Origin of the sequence: Mycobacterium fragae (assembly GCF_002102185.1) — a bacterium.
Lineage (GTDB): Bacteria > Actinomycetota > Actinomycetes > Mycobacteriales > Mycobacteriaceae > Mycobacterium > Mycobacterium fragae.
Window position 1 is genome coordinate 85,287 of record NZ_LQOW01000005.1, and the last position, 17,650, is coordinate 102,936.

Genomic DNA, 17,650 nt, shown 5'->3' on the forward strand with positions numbered 1-17,650 from the left:
GTCCCATCTTCCCACGAGTGGCCGGGGAGCCGGGCGAACGCTCAGGTTTGCGTGAGCGCGCTCGCAGGGTTCGGCACCGCGATATGAAGGACATCGTTGACCAACGATGAAACGATACTGACGTGGCTCCCAGCGGCGATGGTGGCGACGGACTGACCGCGACGGGGCTGGTCTGTGGGTCATGCGGCACCGAACTGTCGCCAAAGTCCAAGTTCTGTAACGAGTGCGGTGCTCCCATCACTCAGGTCAGGCGATCGGCGGAGTACAAGCAAGTCACCGTGTTGTTCGCCGATGTGGTGCATTCCATGGACATCGCAGCGTCGGTGGGTGCCGAGCGGCTGCGCGAGATCATGGCCGACCTCGCCGATCGCTGCGCGGCGGTGGTGCGGCGTTATGGCGGAACCGTCGACAAGTTCACCGGCGACGGCATCATGGCGGTGTTCGGCGCACCGACGGCCTTGGAGGATCACGCCCTTCGCGGGTGTCTGGCTGCATTGGGTGTTCAGCAGGAGGCCAAGCGGCTCGCCGTCGACGTGCAAGGCTGCGATGGCGTGGACCTCATGCTACGCGTCGGACTCAACTCCGGTCAGGTGATAGCCGGTGAGATCGGTTCAGGCTCTTTCGGTTACACCACCATCGGTGAGCAGGTCGGCATGGCGCAACGGATGGAATCGGTTGCGCCACCGGGCGGGGTTACGCTCAGCGAGTCCACGGCTCGACTCGTCGAGAAGACTGCGATGCTGGGTGACCTGGAGATGGCTCCCATCAAAGGAGGTCATCGTCCAGTGCCCGCGCGCCAACTATTGGGCATCGCCGGGCAGCGCGAACTCGCCGGCTCCGGGCAAGCGGCGTTGGTCGGCCGCGACTTGGAGTTGACCACGCTGGCTGGCCTTTTGGATCGCGCCGCCGCCGGTCACGGTGCTGTGGTGTGTGTCGCGGGGCCAGCCGGGATCGGTAAGACCCGGCTTGTCGGTGAGGCAGTGCGATTCGCGATCGGCCGCGGTGTCGATGTATTTTTCACCTTTTGCGAGTCGCATACCAGCGACGTGCCGTTTCATGCGGTGGCGCGACTGCTGCGTGAGGCCGCAGGGATCACCGATCTCGGTGACGAGGCGGCGCGCCGACGGGTGAATGACCAGCTGCCCGATGCTGGCGAAGAGGATGTTCTGCTGCTATATGACCTGGTGGGCATACGCGACCCCGAAGTGGCATTGCCAACCATCGATCCCGACGCCCGGCGGCGGCGGTTGACTGCCCTGATCAATTCCCTGGCGCAGGCGCGTAGCGAGCCCGCCATTTACGTCATCGAAGACGTGCATTGGATCGACGAGGTGAGCGAGTCGATGTTCAGCGACTTCGTTTCAGCCATTGCCCGGACGCGTTCGTTGGTGTTGATCACGTATCGCCCGGAGTACGAAGGTGCGCTGGCCAATGTCACAGGTACGCAGACGATTTCGCTCACACCGCTGACTGAAGCAGAAACGAACCAGCTGCTCGCCGACTTATTAGGATCCGATGCGTCGGTCGCGGCGATCAAAACCACCGTTGCGGGCCGTGCCGCCGGCAACCCGTTCTTCATCCAAGAAATGGTGCGCGAACTCGGCGAGCGCGGAGTGCTCGAGGGCGACCGCGGCGGCTATACCTCCAGTGCGGACGTGGCTGAGGTCCATGTGCCCGCCACCGTGCAGGCCACCATTGCCGCACGCATCGACCGTCTCGGCGGGGCCGCCAAACGCACATTGAATGCCGCAGCGGTGATCGGCTCCCGGTTCGAGGCCGACCTGCTCGCGTGCGTCGACGAGGATGTGGCGCTTGCGGAGCTTGTCGATGCAGAACTTCTCGATCAGGTAACGGTTTCCCCGCGAGCCGAGTACGCCTTCGATCACCCGTTGATCCGCGCGGTGGCCTATGAATCGCAACTGAGGTCGGACCGCTCGCTGTTGCACCAGCGGGTAGCGACGGCGATCCAACAGCGCGATCCGTCGGCCGTGGAGGAGAATGCGGCGCTGATCGCCACACACCTGGAGGCTGCAGGCGATTTGCGCGCGGCGTGGGGTTGGCACATGCGGGCCGCGACGTGGCTGACGGACCGCGACGTCCGCGCGGCACGAGCGAGTTGGTTACGGGCCCGGGAGGTCGCCGACCGATTGCCGGACGACGATCCGGACCGAACGTCGATGCGCATCGGCCCGCGAACCCTGATCTGTGGCTACGCCTGGCGCGCCGGAGGTGGCGGGTTTGCCGAAGCGGGCCTCAATGAGCTGCGCGACCTCTGCGGTGCGGCTGGTGACCAGATGTCGTTGGTGATGGGCATGTCGGGAGTGCTTGTGTCGATGACTCTCAACCATGAGCTGCACCAATTACGAACGCTTGCAACGGAATACGTCCGCATGCTGGAGTCCATTGGTGATCCCGCGCTGATCGTTGGGCTGCTCAACACCGCGACGCATGCCAAGTTGGAGGCCGGTGAGATCACCAATACACTACCGCTGATCGAGCGGGTAATCGAGCTGGCCGATGGCCGAATCACGATGGGCAATTTCTTCTTCGAATCACCGCTTGCCTGGACGATGACCCTCCGAAGTCTCGCCAATTGCAGCCTGGGACGTCGGGGTTGGCGCGACGACCTGACAGCTGGGCTCGCGATGGCTCGCGAGGTGCAGCGTTTTACCCAGATTGTCGTCACCACATACGGCTATGTGGTCCCAGTGATGAACGGCGCCCTGATCCCTGATGCGGCGGTGATCGGGCACACAGCCGATTCACTTAGGACCGCCGAGCGATCCGGCGACGACGTTTCACTGGCGTGGGCGCGAGTCGCGCACGGCATCATGCTGGTTCGTGTGCCTGGCGGCGACTGGGCCTCCGGTATGGAGTTACTGGCGAAGGGACGTCAGCAAGCATCCCGGCACGCGGACCTGCTTACGGTGACGATGGCCGATATCCAGACCGCAGAATGCATCGCAAACGCTGGAGATCTGGGCGCAGCGATCGAGATCGCCGAGGCAACCGTCGGGCACCTTCTCGACAGCAACGAAGTCTTCTTCCGAGGCCCGGCATGGACCGTGCTGGTGGAATCATTGCTACGCCGCGGAAGCAAGCAAGATCTGCAGCAAGCGCAGGCCGCCATCGAGAGGCTCGCAGCCTGTCCGAGCGAGCCGGGGTTCGTGCTATATGAGCTGGCGCTGCTGCGGCTACGTGCGCTGTTCGCTCGCGCCCGCGACGACGACCAGGCATACGGAAAATTCGTGAAGCGCTATCGCGACATGGCGAGATCACTTGACTTCGAAGGGCACATGGAGCGGGCCGGGGCGATGTCATGACTGTCGTCGCTCACGCCGTCCTGTTCCCCTCTTTCCACGCCTGGCTTGGGGCCGGGCGAACGCTGGGCCTCAGTAAGCGTGCCGCGGCAACGTAGTGAGCTGCCAGACTCCCAGAACAAGCGCGACGACGCCAACGGTGGCCAGCGCCCATTGACCCCCCACGCTCAACGGAAGCACGCCTATGGAGGCTGCCGTCCACACGATCGGCGCGAGCAGAAGGTTGGACAGGCCGAAGGCCCACACCAGCCCCCGGGATGTCGGACGGACCCGGTTCAAACCGAATAGCAGGCCGACACCGCCGACGAGGAACGACACCCCACCGACGAGGAGGACCGCACGCGGCACGCTCCACCAGATACTGAGCGGTCCGCTCAAGATGGCGACGACGGCGCCCGCAACGCTCCAGAAGCCCAGGTCGGCGCGGATGGATCGCCAGCGGAGATCGTCGGTTCGACGGGAACTATTTGAGATCGATGTGCCTGTCATGTCCCCGATCGTGCGGCGGATCCACTGCCAGCTCCAGCGTCGGGGCTGCCAGAAGCTGCCAGTCAACAACCCAGCGCAACGGCCATCGCGCTCGCCAGGCACATCGATGGCCCGTGCGGCACGCTGCCACCGCCCCGGAGGACACCGATCACCGCGGTCAACAACGGCGCGCCAGCCGCAGCCAGAAACCACGCGCCGACACCGAAGCAACCGGTCAACGCGCCGAGGCCGAGCGCCAACTTCACATCCCCCGCGCCCATCGCCGTCGGCGAAACCAGATGCACCGCCAAATACACCCCGCCCAGCGCCATCGCCCCGGCGACGGCAGGCAAACCGCGGCCGGCCAAACAGGCAGACGCCGTCACCGCGGCGGCCCCCGGCAACGTCAACCAGTTGGGCAGCCGGCGTTGCCGAATGTCGTAGCCGGCCAACGCGGCCATCCACAGCATCGCGATCCCCGCCCCCACGGGCGGCAGGCTAACCCAGCGCGGCCGCCATCGCCTCACGCGGCGCGGGCAGCCCTGTGAATTGTTCTACCTGCGCGAACGCCTGATGCAGCAGCATCTGCAGGCCGTTGATCACCCGCCCACCCGCCGCAGCCACCGCCGCGGCCAGCGGCGTGGGCCATGGGTCGTAGACCGCGTCCAACAGCACCGGAACCGAAGCAAACACCGAGGCATGCCGGGCGGCCACATCGGCCGGCAGCGTGTTGATCAACACGGTCGCCTCGGCCACCGCGGCCCCCAGTTCGCTGCTTTCCAGGTCGCAGAACCGCGTCGCCACCCCGACACGGCTGCCCAGCTCCAGTAACCGGGCCGCCTTGTCCGGATTGCGTGCCACGACGGTGACATGGCTGACCCCAAGTTCGGCCAATCCCACGATCACCGCAGGCGCAGTGCCCCCGGACCCCGACACCACCGCCCGCCCCGACGCCGTGCCCAACGCTCCCCGCACACCGTCGACGTCGGTGTTGTCGGCCCGCCAGCCGCGCGGCGTTCGCAGCAGGGTGTTGGCCGATCCCACCAGTTCCGCGCGGGCGGTGTGCTCGTCGGCGAAGGCCAGCGCGGCGAATTTTCCCGGCATCGTCACCGAGACGCCCACCCACTCCGGGCCGAATGCACGAACTACGGCCGGCAGCTCGTCGGCGCCGCATTCGATGCGCTCGTAGGTCCAGTCGGCCAGGCCCAGCGCACGGTAGGCGGCCAGATGCAGCTGCGGTGATCGCGAGTGCGCGATCGGCGAGCCGAGCACGCCGGCTTTTCTAGCGGGCGCTGTCGAGGACACCGTTGTGTTTGGCCAACTCGATGTTCGCCAGATGCTCTTGGTAATCGCGGGTGAACAGCGTCGTGCCCTTCGCATCGATTGTGACGAAATACAGCCAGTCACCGGGTGCGGGATGCTCCGCCGCTTCGAGGGCATCGGTGCCGGGCGAGCAGATCGGTGTCGCCGGCAGGCCCTCGTCGACGTAGGTGTTCCACAGCGTGGGCTGCTCGCGGTCGGCGTCAGTGGTGGCCACTTCCCGGCGGTCCAGCGGATAGTTCACCGTCGAGTCGAACTCCAACGTGCGGTGCTCGGCCAGCCGGTTGTAGATCACCCTGGCGACCTTCGGGAAATCCTGCGGTTTGGCCTCGCGCTGCACCAGCGAGGCGACCACCAGCACGTCGTAGGGCGACAGGTTCATGGCCTTGGCCGTGTCCAGCAGACCCGACTTCACGTAATCGACGGCGCTTGCGCTGATCAACGTCTGCAGGATCGTCTGCGGAGAGGCCGACGGGTTGACGTTGAACGTGCCCGGCCCGATCAGGCCCTCGAGCCGGCGGTGGTCGTCGCCCATCCGCTTCACCGGATCCAGCGCCCAGGCGGGCACCGCCAGCGTGGCCGGCGCGGCCTGACCGGCCGCTGCCCGCAGATCGGGCACTGAAACGCAGCGCCGGTCCCCGTCGAGGTCCACGCAGGTGGCCCGGGAGATCAGGGTGAAGATGCCCGGCGTCACCGCGTTGGTCTTGACGTCGGTGGTGTCGTCGAGTTGCTGCCCCTCGGGAATGACCAGCTTGCCCACCCGGTTCTCGGGATCGGTGAGCCGCTGCACCGCCGACGACGCGGGAATTTCGGTGCGCATCCGGTAATAACCGGGCTGGATCGACGAAATCTTGTCGTTGCCGTGTGCGGCGTCGACGAATGCCCGCACCGTGCGGACCACGCTGTGGCTCTGCAGCGTCTCGCCGATCGCGGTGGTCGAGTCGCCGGCGTGGATCTGGATCACCACATCACGCTTGCCGCTGCCGGTGTAGTCGTTCTGCGGGCCGAATACGGTGTGCCACAGTTTGGAGCCGACGAACGCCGCCGCCACGACGACGACGATGAGCAGCCCGACGGCGAACCCGAGGGCGACGCGCCGGCGCCGCCGGCTGCGTTCGGCGCGGATGCGTTCGGCACGGCTGCGACCGCGCCGCGGCGGCCCCACCGCCACCGGCCGGGCGCGCCCCGCGCGCCCCCGACCCTCAGACACCGTTGACCTCCCCGGGCAGCGCGACGCGGCGTTCGTCGAGCCATCCTTGCAGGATCGCCACCGCCGCCGCCTGGTCGATGACCTTACGCTGGCCCTTCGCGCGAACCCCGGCCTGGCGCAGCGACCGCTGCGCGGCCACCGTCGTCAGCCGCTCGTCGGCCAGCCGCACCGGTGTGGGCGCGATCCGGCGTGCCAGCACCTCGGCCAGCTCGATGGCGTCGCGCGCCGACGACCCCGTGCGATCGGCCAGGGTTCGCGGCAGCCCGACAACGACCTCGACCGCTTCCAGTTCGGCGACCAGTTCGGCCAGCCGGCGCAGATGCTTGCCGGACCGGTCGCGACGCACGGTTTCAACCGGGGTGGCGAGGATGCCGTCCGGATCGCTACAGGCCACGCCGATACGCACGCTGCCCACGTCGACGCCGAGCCGCCGGCCGCGTCCGGGATCGTCCCCGCCGGGCCGATCCGGCGGGCGGTGCGCCGCAGAGTCCACTCAGCTAACCCGCGCTATCTCTTTTCGCAGCGCGTCGAGCGCGGCGTCAATGCCGGATGGATCTTTGCCCGAGCCCTGCGCCAGATCGGGCTTGCCGCCACCCCGCCCGTCGACCGCGCCGGCCAGCTGCTTGACCAGGTCATTCGCCCGGATCCCGAGATCCTGGGCGGCGGGATTGACGGCGACGGCATAGGGCACCGATCCGCTCTCTCCTTCGGCGATCAACGCCACCACAGCCGGATCGCTGCCGAGCTTGCCGCGGATGTCGCCGACCAGCGAGCGCAGATCTGCGGCTGTCATTCCCGCCGACATCCGCTGCGCCACCACGCGGACGTTACCGATGCGCTGCGCGCCCGCGGCGGCATTGACCGCCGCGGCCCGGGCCGTCGCCAACCGGGTGCGTTCGAGCTCCTTCTCAGCGGCCCGCAGCCGCTCGACGAGGTTGGCCACCCGGGCCGGCACCTCCTCGGACGGCACCTTCAGCGACGACGCCAGCCCGGCCATCAGCGCGCGCTCCTTGGCCAGGTGCTTGAACGACTCCAGCCCCACATAGGCCTCCACCCGGCGCACCCCGGAGCCGATCGAGGATTCGCCCAGGATCGTCACCGGCCCGATCTGCGCCGAGTTGTGCACATGGGTGCCGCCGCACAGCTCCAGCGAGAACGGCCCGCCGATCTCGACGACCCGCACCCGGTCGGGATAGCTCTCCCCGAACAGCGCCAGCGCCCCCATCGCCTTGGCCTTGTCGAGCTGCTCGGTGAAGGTGTGCACCTCGAAGTCGGCCTGCACCGCCTGGTTGGTGACCTCTTCGACTTGCATGCGCTGCTCTTCGCTCAACGGGCCCTGCCAGTTGAAGTCGAAGCGCAGATAGCCCGGCCGATTCAGTGAGCCGGCCTGTACCGCATTGGGGCCCAAGACTTGTCGCAGCGCAGCGTGCACCATATGAGTGCCCGAATGGCCTTGGGTGGCGCCTTTGCGCCAACCGGGATCCACCGCCGCAGTGACGGTGTCGCCCTCGACGAATTCCCCGGATTCCACGTTGACCCGGTGCACCCATAGGGTTTTGGCGATCTTCTGCACATCGGTGACGGCGGCCCGTGCACTCTCGCCGGCGCCGGTGCCGGTGATGGTTCCGACGTCTGCGAGCTGCCCACCGGCTTCGGCGTAGAGCGGGGTGCGGTCCAACACGAGCTCCACACGTTCCATCCCGTCAGCGCCGTGAGACACTACCGGGACTCGGCTGCCGTCGACGAAGATGCCCAAAACCCGTGCCTGCGACGTCAATTCGTCGAAGCCGGTGAACTCGGTGGGCCCGGTGTCGACCAATTCGCGGTAGGCCGACAGGTCCGCGTGCGCGTGCTTGCGGGCGGCGGCATCGGCTTTGGCGCGGCGCCGCTGCTCGGCCATGAGTTCCCGGAAGCCGGCCTCGTCGACCTGCAGGCCCGCTTCGGCGGCCATCTCGAGGGTGAGCTCGATCGGGAAGCCGTAGGTGTCGTGAAGGGTGAAGGCATCCGAGCCGGACAGCACCTTGGCCCCGGATGCCTTGGTGGCGCCGGCCACCTCGTCGAACAGCCGCGAGCCCGACGCCAGTGTGCGGTTGAACGCCGTCTCCTCGGCTACGGCGATGCGGTTGATCCGTTCGAAGTCGGCGACGAGTTCGGGGTATGACGGGCCCATCGCGTCGCGCACGGTGGCCATCAGGTCACCGACGATGGGCGCTTCGATGCCTAACAGCTTGGCGGAGCGGATCACCCGGCGCAGCAGTCGGCGCAGCACATATCCGCGCCCGTCGTTGCCGGGGCTGACGCCGTCGCCGATCAGGATCGCCGCGGTCCGGCTGTGGTCGGCGATGATCCGGTAGCGCACGTCGTCCTCGTGGTTGCCGACGTCATACCGCCGGGGTGCGCGCGCGGCGACGGTGTCGATCACCGGCCGCAGCAGGTCAGTCTCGTAGACGTTGTGCACACCCTGCAGCAGCACTGCGACCCGCTCGACTCCCATGCCGGTGTCGATGTTCTTGCGCGGCAACGGCCCGAGGATCGGGTAGTCGGTTTTGCCGGCGCCTTCACCGCGCTCGTTTTCCATGAACACGAGATTCCAGATCTCGAAGTAGCGTTCTTCACTGGCCAGCGGGCCGCCCTCGGGGCCGTATTCCGGTCCCCGGTCGTAGTAGATCTCCGACGACGGCCCGCACGGCCCGGGGATACCCATCGACCAGTAGTTGTCCGACATGCCGCGGCGCTGGATCCGCTCCGCCGGCAGCCCCGCGACCTCCTGCCACAGCTGGGCGGCTTCGTCATCTTCCAAATACACGGTGGCCCAGAGCTTTTCGGGATCAAACCCGTATCCGCCGTCATCGAGGCTGCTGGTCAACAGCGTCCAGGCCAACTCGATGGCGCGGCGTTTGAAATAGTCGCCGAACGAGAAATTGCCGGCCATTTGAAAGAACGTGTTGTGCCGGGTGGTGATCCCGACCTCGTCGATATCCGGTGTGCGGATGCATTTCTGGATGCTGGTGGCCGTCGGGTACGGCGGCGTGCGCTGGCCTAAAAAGAACGGCACGAACTGGACCATGCCGGCGTTGACGAACAGCAGATTGGGGTCGTCGAGGATCACCGAGGCGCTCGGCACTTCGGTGTGACCCGCTTTCACGAAATGATCCAGGAACCGCTTCCTGATCTCGTGTGTCTGCACGTTCCGCTTCCTTTTTTCGACCGCACTACAGTACCGGTCCGCCTTACTCGCGCCCGTCAGGCTGTGACGAAGCTCAGCCGGACCGACCGCCGGGAATTGTCCCGATTCAGGTCGACGAGCACCACGCTCTGCCAGGTACCCAGCAGCGGCTCGCCGCCGGCAACCGGCACCGTCACCGACGGCGCCACGAGCGCCGGCAGCACGTGGTCGGCGCCGTGGCCCGGCGATCCGTGCGCGTGCCGATAGCGCTCGTCGCGCGGCAACAGCCGCTCCAGCGCGTCGACGAGGTCGTCGTCGGAACCGGCGCCGGTCTCGATGATGGCCACCCCCGCCGTCGCATGCGGGACGAACACGTTGCACAACCCGTCCCCGCCGTCCGCGCGGGAGGCGCAGAACGAGCGCACCTGCTCGGTCAAATCCACGATGCGGCGACGGCTGGTGTCCAGCTCCAGCACATCGGTATCCATGCTTTCCAGCCTACGGGGAACGGTCGCCGGCCTGCCAATGCCTTGAATCCGTACGGCTTTGCCGATTGCCATGCGCAATGAAATCCGTCGGAGGAAAGTAGTGGATGTTCCGGTGGCGCCGCCGGGGCGCTGCCCCGAGAAATGAGGGGGTGGATCGTGTACGCACGCTCTACCACTATTCAGGCGCAACCCTCCTCGATCGACGCGGGAATTGCGCACCTTCGCGACGAGGTCATGCCCGCCCTCCAGGAGGTCGACGGGTGTGTCGGTGTGTCGCTGTTGGTCGACCGGCAGTCCGGCCGATGCATCGCTACCAGCGCCTGGGAGAACGAGGAGGCGATGCGCGCAAGCGACGAGCGGATACGCCCGATGCGGGACCGGGCCGCCGAGATGTTCGGGGGCAGCCCGGAGGTCGAAGAGTGGGAAATCGCGGCGCTGCACCGTGATCACCCCTCGCGTGAGGGCGCCTGCGTGCGGGCCACCTGGGTACGCGTCGAGCCGGACCAAATGGACCAGGGCATCGAGTTCTACAAGTCGTCGGTGCTGCCCGACCTGGAGAACCTCGAGGGGTTCTCCAGCGCGAGCCTGATGGTCAACCGGTCATCCGGGCGCGCTGTGTCGTGCGCGACGTTCGACAGCATGGATGCGATGGACCGAAACCGCGATCAGTCGACCGAGCTCAAGAACGCCCGGACCCGCGAAGCGGGCGCCCAGGAGCTCGACGAACGCGAGTTCGAGTTGGCGATCGCCCACCTGAGGGTGCCCGAGCTGGTGTGAGGCCCATTGCCACGCTGAATCGGCCGGAGGAAGGTAATTGAGTGGACCGGTGGCGCCGCCGGGGGCGCTGCCCGAAAGGAGGAGTGAATCGTGTACGCGCGCTCTACCACTATCGAGGCGCAACCGTCGTCCATCGACGCCGGTATCGCACACGTTCGCGACGTAGTCATGCCCAGACTCCAGGAGGTCGAGGGCTGTCTCGGGCTGTCGTTGTTGGTCGACCGGCAGTCCGGGCGCTGCATCATGACCAGTTCCTGGGAATCGCAAGAGGCGATGCATGCCAGCGCCGAGCGGGTGCGGCCGGTTCGCGACGAGGCCGCGCAGGCCTTCGGCGGCAGTCCAAGCGTCGACGAGTGGGAGATCGCGGTGCTGCACCGTGACCATCACTCCGGCGCGGGCGCCTGCGTGCGCACCACGTGGCTCAAGGTGCAGCCCGACCAGTTCGACCGGGCCATCGAGTTCTACCGCGAGTCGGTGCTGCCTGACATCGAGAAGCTCGAGGGCTTCTGCAGCGCGAGCCTGATGCTCGACCGTGCGTCATGGCGTGCGGTGTCGTCGTCGACGTTCGACAGCGCCGACGCGATGCAGCGCAATGACGACAAGGCCCGCTCGCTGCGGACCGCCCTGCTACGCGACCTGGGCACCGATCAGTACGACGTCGGCGAGTTCGAGCTGGCAATCGCCCACCTGCGGGTGCCCGAGCTGGTCTAGCCGCTTACGGCAGCGAGTCCCCCGGGAAGCCGCGGCAGGGGTGCACCTCGAAGGTGAACACCCCGGCTTGCACGCCGGGGTCGTCGTTCATCATCGCGGTGGTCTCGTCGACGCTGCCGGTGAACACGCCGACGCCGCATACCTCCGAGCCGTCGGCGACCGGCAACACCACTGGCAGGACGCCTTCGTGGCGCAGCGCGAAGTTGCGCCGGCCGTGCTCCCAGATGATCGCCGGGGTGTCGTCGCCGCCGAAGTTGGGCCCCTGCTTGAGGATGACGACGCTGTAGGTCTTCGCGGCCGGCAGCAGCGCGTTCATCTCGTCGTCGGTGAAGGTCTTCATCCGGTACCCCTGTCGCCGTCGATCAGCGCGGCGCGTTCCAGCGTCGCCTGCGCCATCTTGGCATGCGCGGCATCGACGAGCACCCCGTCGACGCCGACGGCGCCGAGCCCGTTGGCCTCGCCGTCGCGATAGGCGGTCACGTTGCGCCGCGCCAGCGCGATTTCCTCCGCGGTCGGTGAGTAAACCGCGTTGGCGACGGGGACCTGGCTGGGGTGGATCGCCCACTTGCCGGTGTAGCCCAACAGCGACGCCCGCCGCGCGTCGCGCTCGTAGCCCTCGAGATCGCGGTAGTCCGGGTAGGGCGCGTCGATTGGCTCGATGCCCGCGATGCGGGCGGCAACCAGCACCTTGTTGCGGGCGTAGTGCCAAAAGTCGCCGGGGTATTCGCCGAGCGGGACGAAGTTGGTGTCCACCCGCGCCCCCTGCGACAGCGAAAAGTCGCCGACGCCGAAGATCAACGCGTCCAGCCGGTTGCTGGCGACGGCGATCTCCTCGGCGTTGGCCAGTCCCTCGACCTCCTCGATCAGCACCTCGAGCCGGATCGGGCGCCGCAGCCCGAGCTTGGCCTCCAGCTGGGTCAGCAGCACGTCCACCCACCAGACGTCACGGGCGGTGCGCGCCTTCGGGATGACGATGGTGTCCAGGTGTTCGCCGGCGTGCGTGACGATTTCGATGATGTCGTCATGGCACCACCCGGTGTCGAGTCCGTTGATGCGGACCGCACGCACGGCACGGCCCCAGTCGAGTTCGGTCAACGCGGTGATGGCGTTGGCGCGCGCCGCCTCTTTGTGTGCCGGTGCGACGGCGTCCTCGAGATCGAGGAACACCAGGTCGGCTTCCGAGGAGGCGGCGCGGGTGAACATGTGGTCGTTGCTCGCGGGAACGGCGAGTTCGGAGCGGCGCAACAGCATTGGCTGATCTCCTTGGCTACAGCACGCCGCGGGCGTGCAGGTCGTCGATTTCGGTGGCCGTCAGCCCGAGCAGTTCGCCGTACAGCTCGGCGTTGTGTTCGCCGAGTCGTGGGCCGAGGTGCTGGACCCGGCCGGGCGTGGCGGAAAACCGCGGCACCGGCGCCTGGACCGTCATGGCGCCGAGTTCGTCGTCGTCGACTTTGATGAAAACCTCGCGGTGGGCCAGCTGTTCATCGGCGACCAGATCCGCGACGTCGTAAACCGGTGCGGCGGCGACGTTTTCGGCCTCCAGGATGTCAATGGCCTGCGTCAGGGTCTTGCCGGCCACCCAGTCGGCGACAACCTGGTCCACCTCGGCGGCCCGGGACAGTCGGCGCTGCGGGTCGGAGAAGTCGGCGTCGTCGGCGAGGTCGTCACGTCCGATGGCCCGAAACACCCTCAGCGCCAACGCCGGTGAGCTACCCGACATCGCCAGCCAGCGACCGTCGGCGGTGCGGTAGGTGTTGCGCGGCGCCGAGATGTCCCAGCGGTTGCCCGCCCTGGTGGGCACCAGCCCGAGTTGGTCGTAGCCCAGCAGCGTCTGCTCCAGCAGCCTCGCCAGGGGGTCGATCAGGTTGACGTCGATCAGCTGGCCGGGCGCCCCGTACACGTCGCGGTGATACAGCGCCATCATCACCGCGTAGGCGGCGTTCAGCGACGCCACGCCGTCGGCCAGCATGAACGGCGGCAGGGTCGGCGGGCCATCGGCCTGGCCGGTGATGTTGGCGAACCCGCTCATCGCCTCACCGAGCGTGCCGAACCCCGGCCGATCGCTTTTCGGGCCGGTCAGCCCGTAGCCGGTGATGTGCAGCATGACGATGCGGTCGTTGACGGCACGCAGGGCCGGGTAGTCCAGTCCCCAGGCCCGCAGCGTCGACGGCCGGGTATTGGCGATCACCACGTCGGCGTTCTCGACCAGCCGGCGCAGCAATGCTTGGCCTTCGGCCACACGCAGGTCGAGGGTGATCGAACGCTTGTTGCGCGACACCGACTTCCACATCAGCCCGACGCCGTCGACCTGATGGCCCCAGCCGCGGATCGGGTCGCCGGGTCCGGGTTGCTCGACCTTGATGACGTCGGCGCCGAACTCACCGAGATAGGTGGCGGTAAGCGGCGCCGCGGCCAGGGTGGCGATGTCGAGGACCCGGATGCCGTCGAGCATCATGCGCCGACGGGCGCGGTACGGGCCGGCCGAGGCAGGCTCAGATGCTCGCGCAGGGTCGCGCCGTCATACGAGTCGCGGAACAGGTCGCGTCGCTGCAACTCCGGGACCACCATCCGCACCACGTCTTCGAAGGCTCCGGGCAGATGTGTTGCGGCCAGGACGAATCCGTCGCATGCGCCGGTGTTGAACCACTCCTCCATCTGGTCGGCGACCTGCGGGCCGGTGCCGACGAAGCGGGGGCCCTGCAGCAGCGTGGCGCGGTGGCCGGCCAGGTCGCGCAGCGTGACGGTGTCACCGCCGATGTGGGTGCGCAGGTTTTGCACCAGGCCGCGGATGCCGGACACCGAATCGATGAGTTCGTCGGTGATCGGGTCGTCGAGGTCGTGCCGGGAGAAGTCGTAGTTCATCAGCTCCGAGAGCAGGGTGAGCGAGGCCATCGGGTGCACCAGCTCGTTGAGGAAGACTTGCTCGCGGTGCTTGGCGTGGTCTTCCGACTCCCCCACCACGGCGTAGGCCATGGGACACAGCTTGACCGCCTCGGGGTTGCGACCGGCCGCGGCGATGCGCTCCTTCTGGTCGGCGTAGTGACTGCGCGCGACGTCGATGCCGGGGTCGCCGGTGAAGATCAAATCGGCCCAGCGGGAAGCGAATTCACGGCCGCGCCCCGACGAGCCGGCCTGGATGACCACCGGCCGGCCCTGGGGGCTGCGCGGTACCGTCAACGGCCCGCGTACCGAAAAGTACTCGCCGACATGGGCGAGCTCGTGCACCTTCGCGGGATCGGCATATCGCCCGTCGACCCGGTCGTGCAGCACGGCGCCGTCCTCCCAGGTGTCCCACAGCCCGACGACGGCCTCGAGGAACTCCTCGGCCCGGTCATAGCGTGCGTCGTGGTCCAAATGTGTTCGCAGGCCGAAGTTTTGGGCTTCGCTGTCGTTGACCGAGGTGACCACGTTCCACGCCGCGCGCCCGCCCGACAGGTGGTCGAGGGTGGCGAAGGTGCGGGCCACATGGAACGGCGGGTAGTAGGTCGTGGAGCAGGTCGCGCCCAGCCCAATGCGCGACGTCGCCTGGGCCAGCACACCCAGCACGATGGACAGGTCCAACTTGACCGGTCGGGCGCCGTATCGCACGGCCTCGGCGACCGATCCGCCGTAGATGCCCGGCATCGCCAGCCGGTCGTCGAAGAACATCAGGTCGAAGCAACCCTCTTCGAGTTGGCGACCGATTTTGGCGTAGTAGGAGGCATCGAGGTAACCGTGCTCGGTGGCGGGGTGCCGCCACGAGCCCGCATACACCGAGGTGTTGCCCGCTTGCATGAAGGCGACCAGCGCCATCTGTCGTGTGGTCATAGCTCTGTGTCTAACATTTGATATATCAGATTTCAAGTGTCAGATGCCGGATTGGCTTAAAGTCGTCGTCATGCCCAGCATCGATATCTCCGGGACGGTGCGCGAGCGCGCCGCGCGCGAACTGCGCGACCGCATTCTCACCGGCGCGCTGCCTGCCGGGACACGCCTCGACCTCGACGCCATCACCACGGAGTTCGCGACCAGCCGCACCCCGGTCCGGGAGGCGTTGCTGGAACTGTCCTACGACGGGCTGGTACGGGTGGCTCCGCGCAGCGGCATCACGGTGATCGGCATCAGCCCCGACGATGTGCTGGACAGTTTCACGATTCTGGGTGTGCTGACGGGTCAGGCCGCGGCATGGGCCGCGCAGCGGGTCACCCCGGAGGGCATTGAGCGGTTGCGCGTGTTGGCCACCGATGTGGAAGCCCACTCCGGTGAAGGCGCGATCATCGACGCGAATTGGCAGTTCCACCGCGAGATCCATCGCGCGGCCCACTCGCGGCGGCTGATGGCGCAGATCCGTCAGGCGGTCCGTGTCGTGCCGTCGAATTTCCTGGCGATGTTTCCCGAGCATGAACACCACTCGTTGGAGGATCACCAGGCGCTGGTCGCCGCGCTCGCCGACCGCGACGCCGAGCGGGCGCGGGATATCGCCGAACGCCATGTGCTCGACGCGGGCCGCTCGCTGGCCGAGTGGCTGGAGCGGACGAAGACCTGATCAGCCGCGCTTGCCGCGGATGATCGCCCGCAGCTTCGCCAGCCGGCCGGTGATCTCGCGTTCACCGCCGTGGCCGGTGGGCCGATAGTAGTCCACGCCGACCAGCTCGTCCGGTGGATACTGTTGCGGCACAACACCATCCGGGTCATCGTGGGAATACTTGTAGCCCTGCGCGTTGCCCAAAGCCGCGGCACCCGAATAGTGGCCGTCGCGCAGATGCGCCGGCACCAGCCCGGCCTTGCCCGCTCTGATGTCGGCCATGGCCGCGCCCAGCGCGGTGGTCACGGCATTCGACTTGGGTGCGGTGGCCAAGTGCACCGTGGCGTGCGCCAGGGTCAGCTGCGCTTCGGGCATGCCGATCAGTTGCACGGTCTGCGCGGCGGCGACCGCGGTCTGTAGCGCCGTCGGGTCGGCCATCCCGATGTCCTCGCTGGCCAAGATCATTAGCCGCCGCGCGATGAACCGCGGGTCCTCCCCGGCGACCAGCATCCTGGCCAGGTAGTGCAGCGCCGCGTCGACGTCGGAACCACGCACCGACTTGATGAACGCGCTGATGACGTCGTAATGCTGGTCGCCGTCGCGGTCATAACGGATCGCGGCCTCATCCAGTGACTGCTCGACGGCCTCGACGGTGACGCGATCCCCCGCCGCCTCGGCCGCCACCTCCAGCGCGGTCAGTGCGCGACGAGCGTCGCCTGCGGCCAACTTCACCAGCAGGTCCACGGCGTCGGGCTCCACGTGCACGCGCCCGTTCAGCCCGCGCGGGTCCTCGATCGCGCGGTGCACGACGGTGCGGATGTCGTCGGCGGTCAGTGGCCGCAACTGCAGGATCAGCGACCGCGACAACAACGGGGCCACCACGGAGAACGACGGGTTCTCGGTGGTGGCCGCCACCAGAAGCACCACCCGGTTTTCGACCGCCGAGAGCAGCGCGTCCTGCTGGGTCTTGGAGAACCGGTGCACCTCGTCGATGAACAGCACCGTCTGCTCGCCGTACGCGGCGGCCCGACGCGCGGCGTCGATCACCGCGCGCACTTCCTTGACACCGGCCGAGATCGCCGACAGCGCCTCGAAGCGGCGGCCGGTCCCCTGCGAGATCAGCGCCGCCAGCGTGGTCTTTCCGCTTCCGGGCGGGCCGTACAGAATGACCGACGCCACGCCCGAGCCCTCCACCAGGCGGCGCAGCGGCGAGCCGGGTGGGAGCAGATGGTCCTGTCCGACCACCTCGTCGAGGGTGGCCGGACGCATCCGCACCGCCAACGGTGCGGCCGTCGACCCACCGCCGTCGCGCTCGGTGAAGCCGGGTGCGCCGGGGACGTCGAACAGACCGTCGGACACGGTTTCAGGCATACCACGTAGACCGGACTGGCATCGCAGTGCAGCGCCCAGCGCCTGCCTTGCGGTCAGCAAAGGCCAATAGAGGTGCTGTTGCAGAAAAATCCGCCGATGTTCATGTCAAGGAGCTCACCCGAGCGAGTAAGAGGCCAGCGTGGCGGGCAGGGCGGGCAGGTCGAGCGTGGTGGTTGCGGACGCCGACGAAGTGGTCGGGGTGCTTTTGGCCGGAGTCGCGGTCGGACCGGCGCCGGCACATGCACCCAGAAGCGTCACCGTTGCAACGCATCCCAGTATCGGAATGAGCGCCTGGGTCGGCTTCCGCAAAGTCGC

At 67.5% G+C, this 17,650-nt stretch carries 16 protein-coding genes; 4 read left to right on the top strand and 12 right to left on the bottom strand.

The annotated features are described in order from the left end of the window. The first annotated feature begins 122 nt into the window (after positions 1-122). Positions 123-3,323 carry an AAA family ATPase gene (locus AWC06_RS03100; protein WP_227371078.1) on the top strand — a complete coding sequence of 1,067 codons (3,201 nt, stop codon included), beginning with the start codon at positions 123-125 and terminating at the stop codon, positions 3,321-3,323. A gap of 69 nt (positions 3,324-3,392) precedes the next feature. Here the strand turns inward: AWC06_RS03100 and AWC06_RS03105 are convergent, their stop codons facing one another. From AWC06_RS03105 to AWC06_RS03135, 7 genes are all read right to left on the bottom strand, one after another. Further along, a complete protein-coding gene (locus tag AWC06_RS03105) occupies positions 3,393-3,809 on the bottom strand; it encodes a hypothetical protein (RefSeq protein WP_139819884.1) in 417 nt (138 codons plus the stop codon). Positions 3,810-3,871: 62 nt separating this feature from the next. Then, on the bottom strand, positions 3,872-4,276 hold the full coding sequence (locus tag AWC06_RS03110; protein WP_372458141.1) for a prepilin peptidase: 405 nt from the start codon (positions 4,274-4,276) through the stop codon (positions 3,872-3,874). Positions 4,277-4,286: 10 nt separating this feature from the next. Then, positions 4,287-5,093: a shikimate dehydrogenase gene (locus tag AWC06_RS03115; protein WP_244899005.1), complete on the bottom strand. Its 807-nt coding sequence runs from the start codon at positions 5,091-5,093 to the stop codon at positions 4,287-4,289. Then, the gene (locus AWC06_RS03120; protein WP_085194286.1) at positions 5,071-6,318 is read right to left on the bottom strand and encodes an endolytic transglycosylase MltG; all 1,248 of its coding nucleotides are present in this window, start codon (positions 6,316-6,318) and stop codon (positions 5,071-5,073) included. The genes AWC06_RS03115 and AWC06_RS03120 overlap by 23 nt, the downstream gene beginning before the upstream one ends. Next, the gene (gene ruvX / locus AWC06_RS03125; RefSeq protein ID WP_085194288.1) at positions 6,311-6,811 is read right to left on the bottom strand and encodes a Holliday junction resolvase RuvX; all 501 of its coding nucleotides are present in this window, start codon (positions 6,809-6,811) and stop codon (positions 6,311-6,313) included. Before ruvX ends, AWC06_RS03120 begins: the two co-directional genes overlap by 8 nt. Further along, complete coding sequence (alaS, locus tag AWC06_RS03130) at positions 6,812-9,505, bottom strand: alanine--tRNA ligase (RefSeq protein WP_085194290.1); 2,694 nt, start codon at positions 9,503-9,505, stop codon at positions 6,812-6,814. Between the two features lie 56 nt (positions 9,506-9,561). Continuing rightward, complete coding sequence (locus AWC06_RS03135; protein WP_211281885.1) at positions 9,562-9,960, bottom strand: secondary thiamine-phosphate synthase enzyme YjbQ; 399 nt, start codon at positions 9,958-9,960, stop codon at positions 9,562-9,564. A gap of 168 nt (positions 9,961-10,128) precedes the next feature. On the opposite strand from AWC06_RS03135, the gene AWC06_RS03140 reads away from it, so the two are divergent. After that, the gene (locus AWC06_RS03140) at positions 10,129-10,749 is read left to right on the top strand and encodes an antibiotic biosynthesis monooxygenase family protein (RefSeq protein ID WP_085194594.1); all 621 of its coding nucleotides are present in this window, start codon (positions 10,129-10,131) and stop codon (positions 10,747-10,749) included. A 90-nt stretch (positions 10,750-10,839) separates the two neighbouring features. Then, positions 10,840-11,460: a putative quinol monooxygenase gene (locus tag AWC06_RS03145; protein ID WP_085194294.1), complete on the top strand. Its 621-nt coding sequence runs from the start codon at positions 10,840-10,842 to the stop codon at positions 11,458-11,460. Between the two features lie 4 nt (positions 11,461-11,464). Here AWC06_RS03145 and AWC06_RS03150 read toward each other — a convergent pair whose 3' ends face one another. The 4 genes from AWC06_RS03150 to AWC06_RS03165 are packed head-to-tail and all read right to left on the bottom strand — an operon-like array spanning position 11,465 to position 15,267. Then, the gene (locus AWC06_RS03150) at positions 11,465-11,800 is read right to left on the bottom strand and encodes a hypothetical protein (RefSeq protein WP_085194296.1); all 336 of its coding nucleotides are present in this window, start codon (positions 11,798-11,800) and stop codon (positions 11,465-11,467) included. After that, positions 11,797-12,711 (bottom strand): HpcH/HpaI aldolase/citrate lyase family protein, encoded by a 915-nt coding sequence (locus tag AWC06_RS03155; RefSeq protein ID WP_085194298.1) that lies wholly within the window; start codon positions 12,709-12,711, stop codon positions 11,797-11,799. The genes AWC06_RS03150 and AWC06_RS03155 overlap by 4 nt, the downstream gene beginning before the upstream one ends. Positions 12,712-12,727: 16 nt before the next feature. Continuing rightward, on the bottom strand, positions 12,728-13,912 hold the full coding sequence (locus tag AWC06_RS03160) for a CaiB/BaiF CoA transferase family protein (protein ID WP_085194596.1): 1,185 nt from the start codon (positions 13,910-13,912) through the stop codon (positions 12,728-12,730). Then, positions 13,912-15,267: an LLM class flavin-dependent oxidoreductase gene (locus tag AWC06_RS03165; protein ID WP_085194300.1), complete on the bottom strand. Its 1,356-nt coding sequence runs from the start codon at positions 15,265-15,267 to the stop codon at positions 13,912-13,914. The genes AWC06_RS03160 and AWC06_RS03165 overlap by 1 nt, the downstream gene beginning before the upstream one ends. A 70-nt stretch (positions 15,268-15,337) precedes the next feature. Here AWC06_RS03165 and AWC06_RS03170 point away from each other — a divergent pair, with 70 nt between their 5' ends. Next, the gene (locus tag AWC06_RS03170) at positions 15,338-15,985 is read left to right on the top strand and encodes a GntR family transcriptional regulator (protein WP_085194598.1); all 648 of its coding nucleotides are present in this window, start codon (positions 15,338-15,340) and stop codon (positions 15,983-15,985) included. Here AWC06_RS03170 and AWC06_RS03175 read toward each other — a convergent pair whose 3' ends face one another. Then, positions 15,986-17,335: a replication-associated recombination protein A gene (locus AWC06_RS03175; RefSeq protein ID WP_139819886.1), complete on the bottom strand. Its 1,350-nt coding sequence runs from the start codon at positions 17,333-17,335 to the stop codon at positions 15,986-15,988. Positions 17,336-17,650 lie beyond the last annotated feature (315 nt).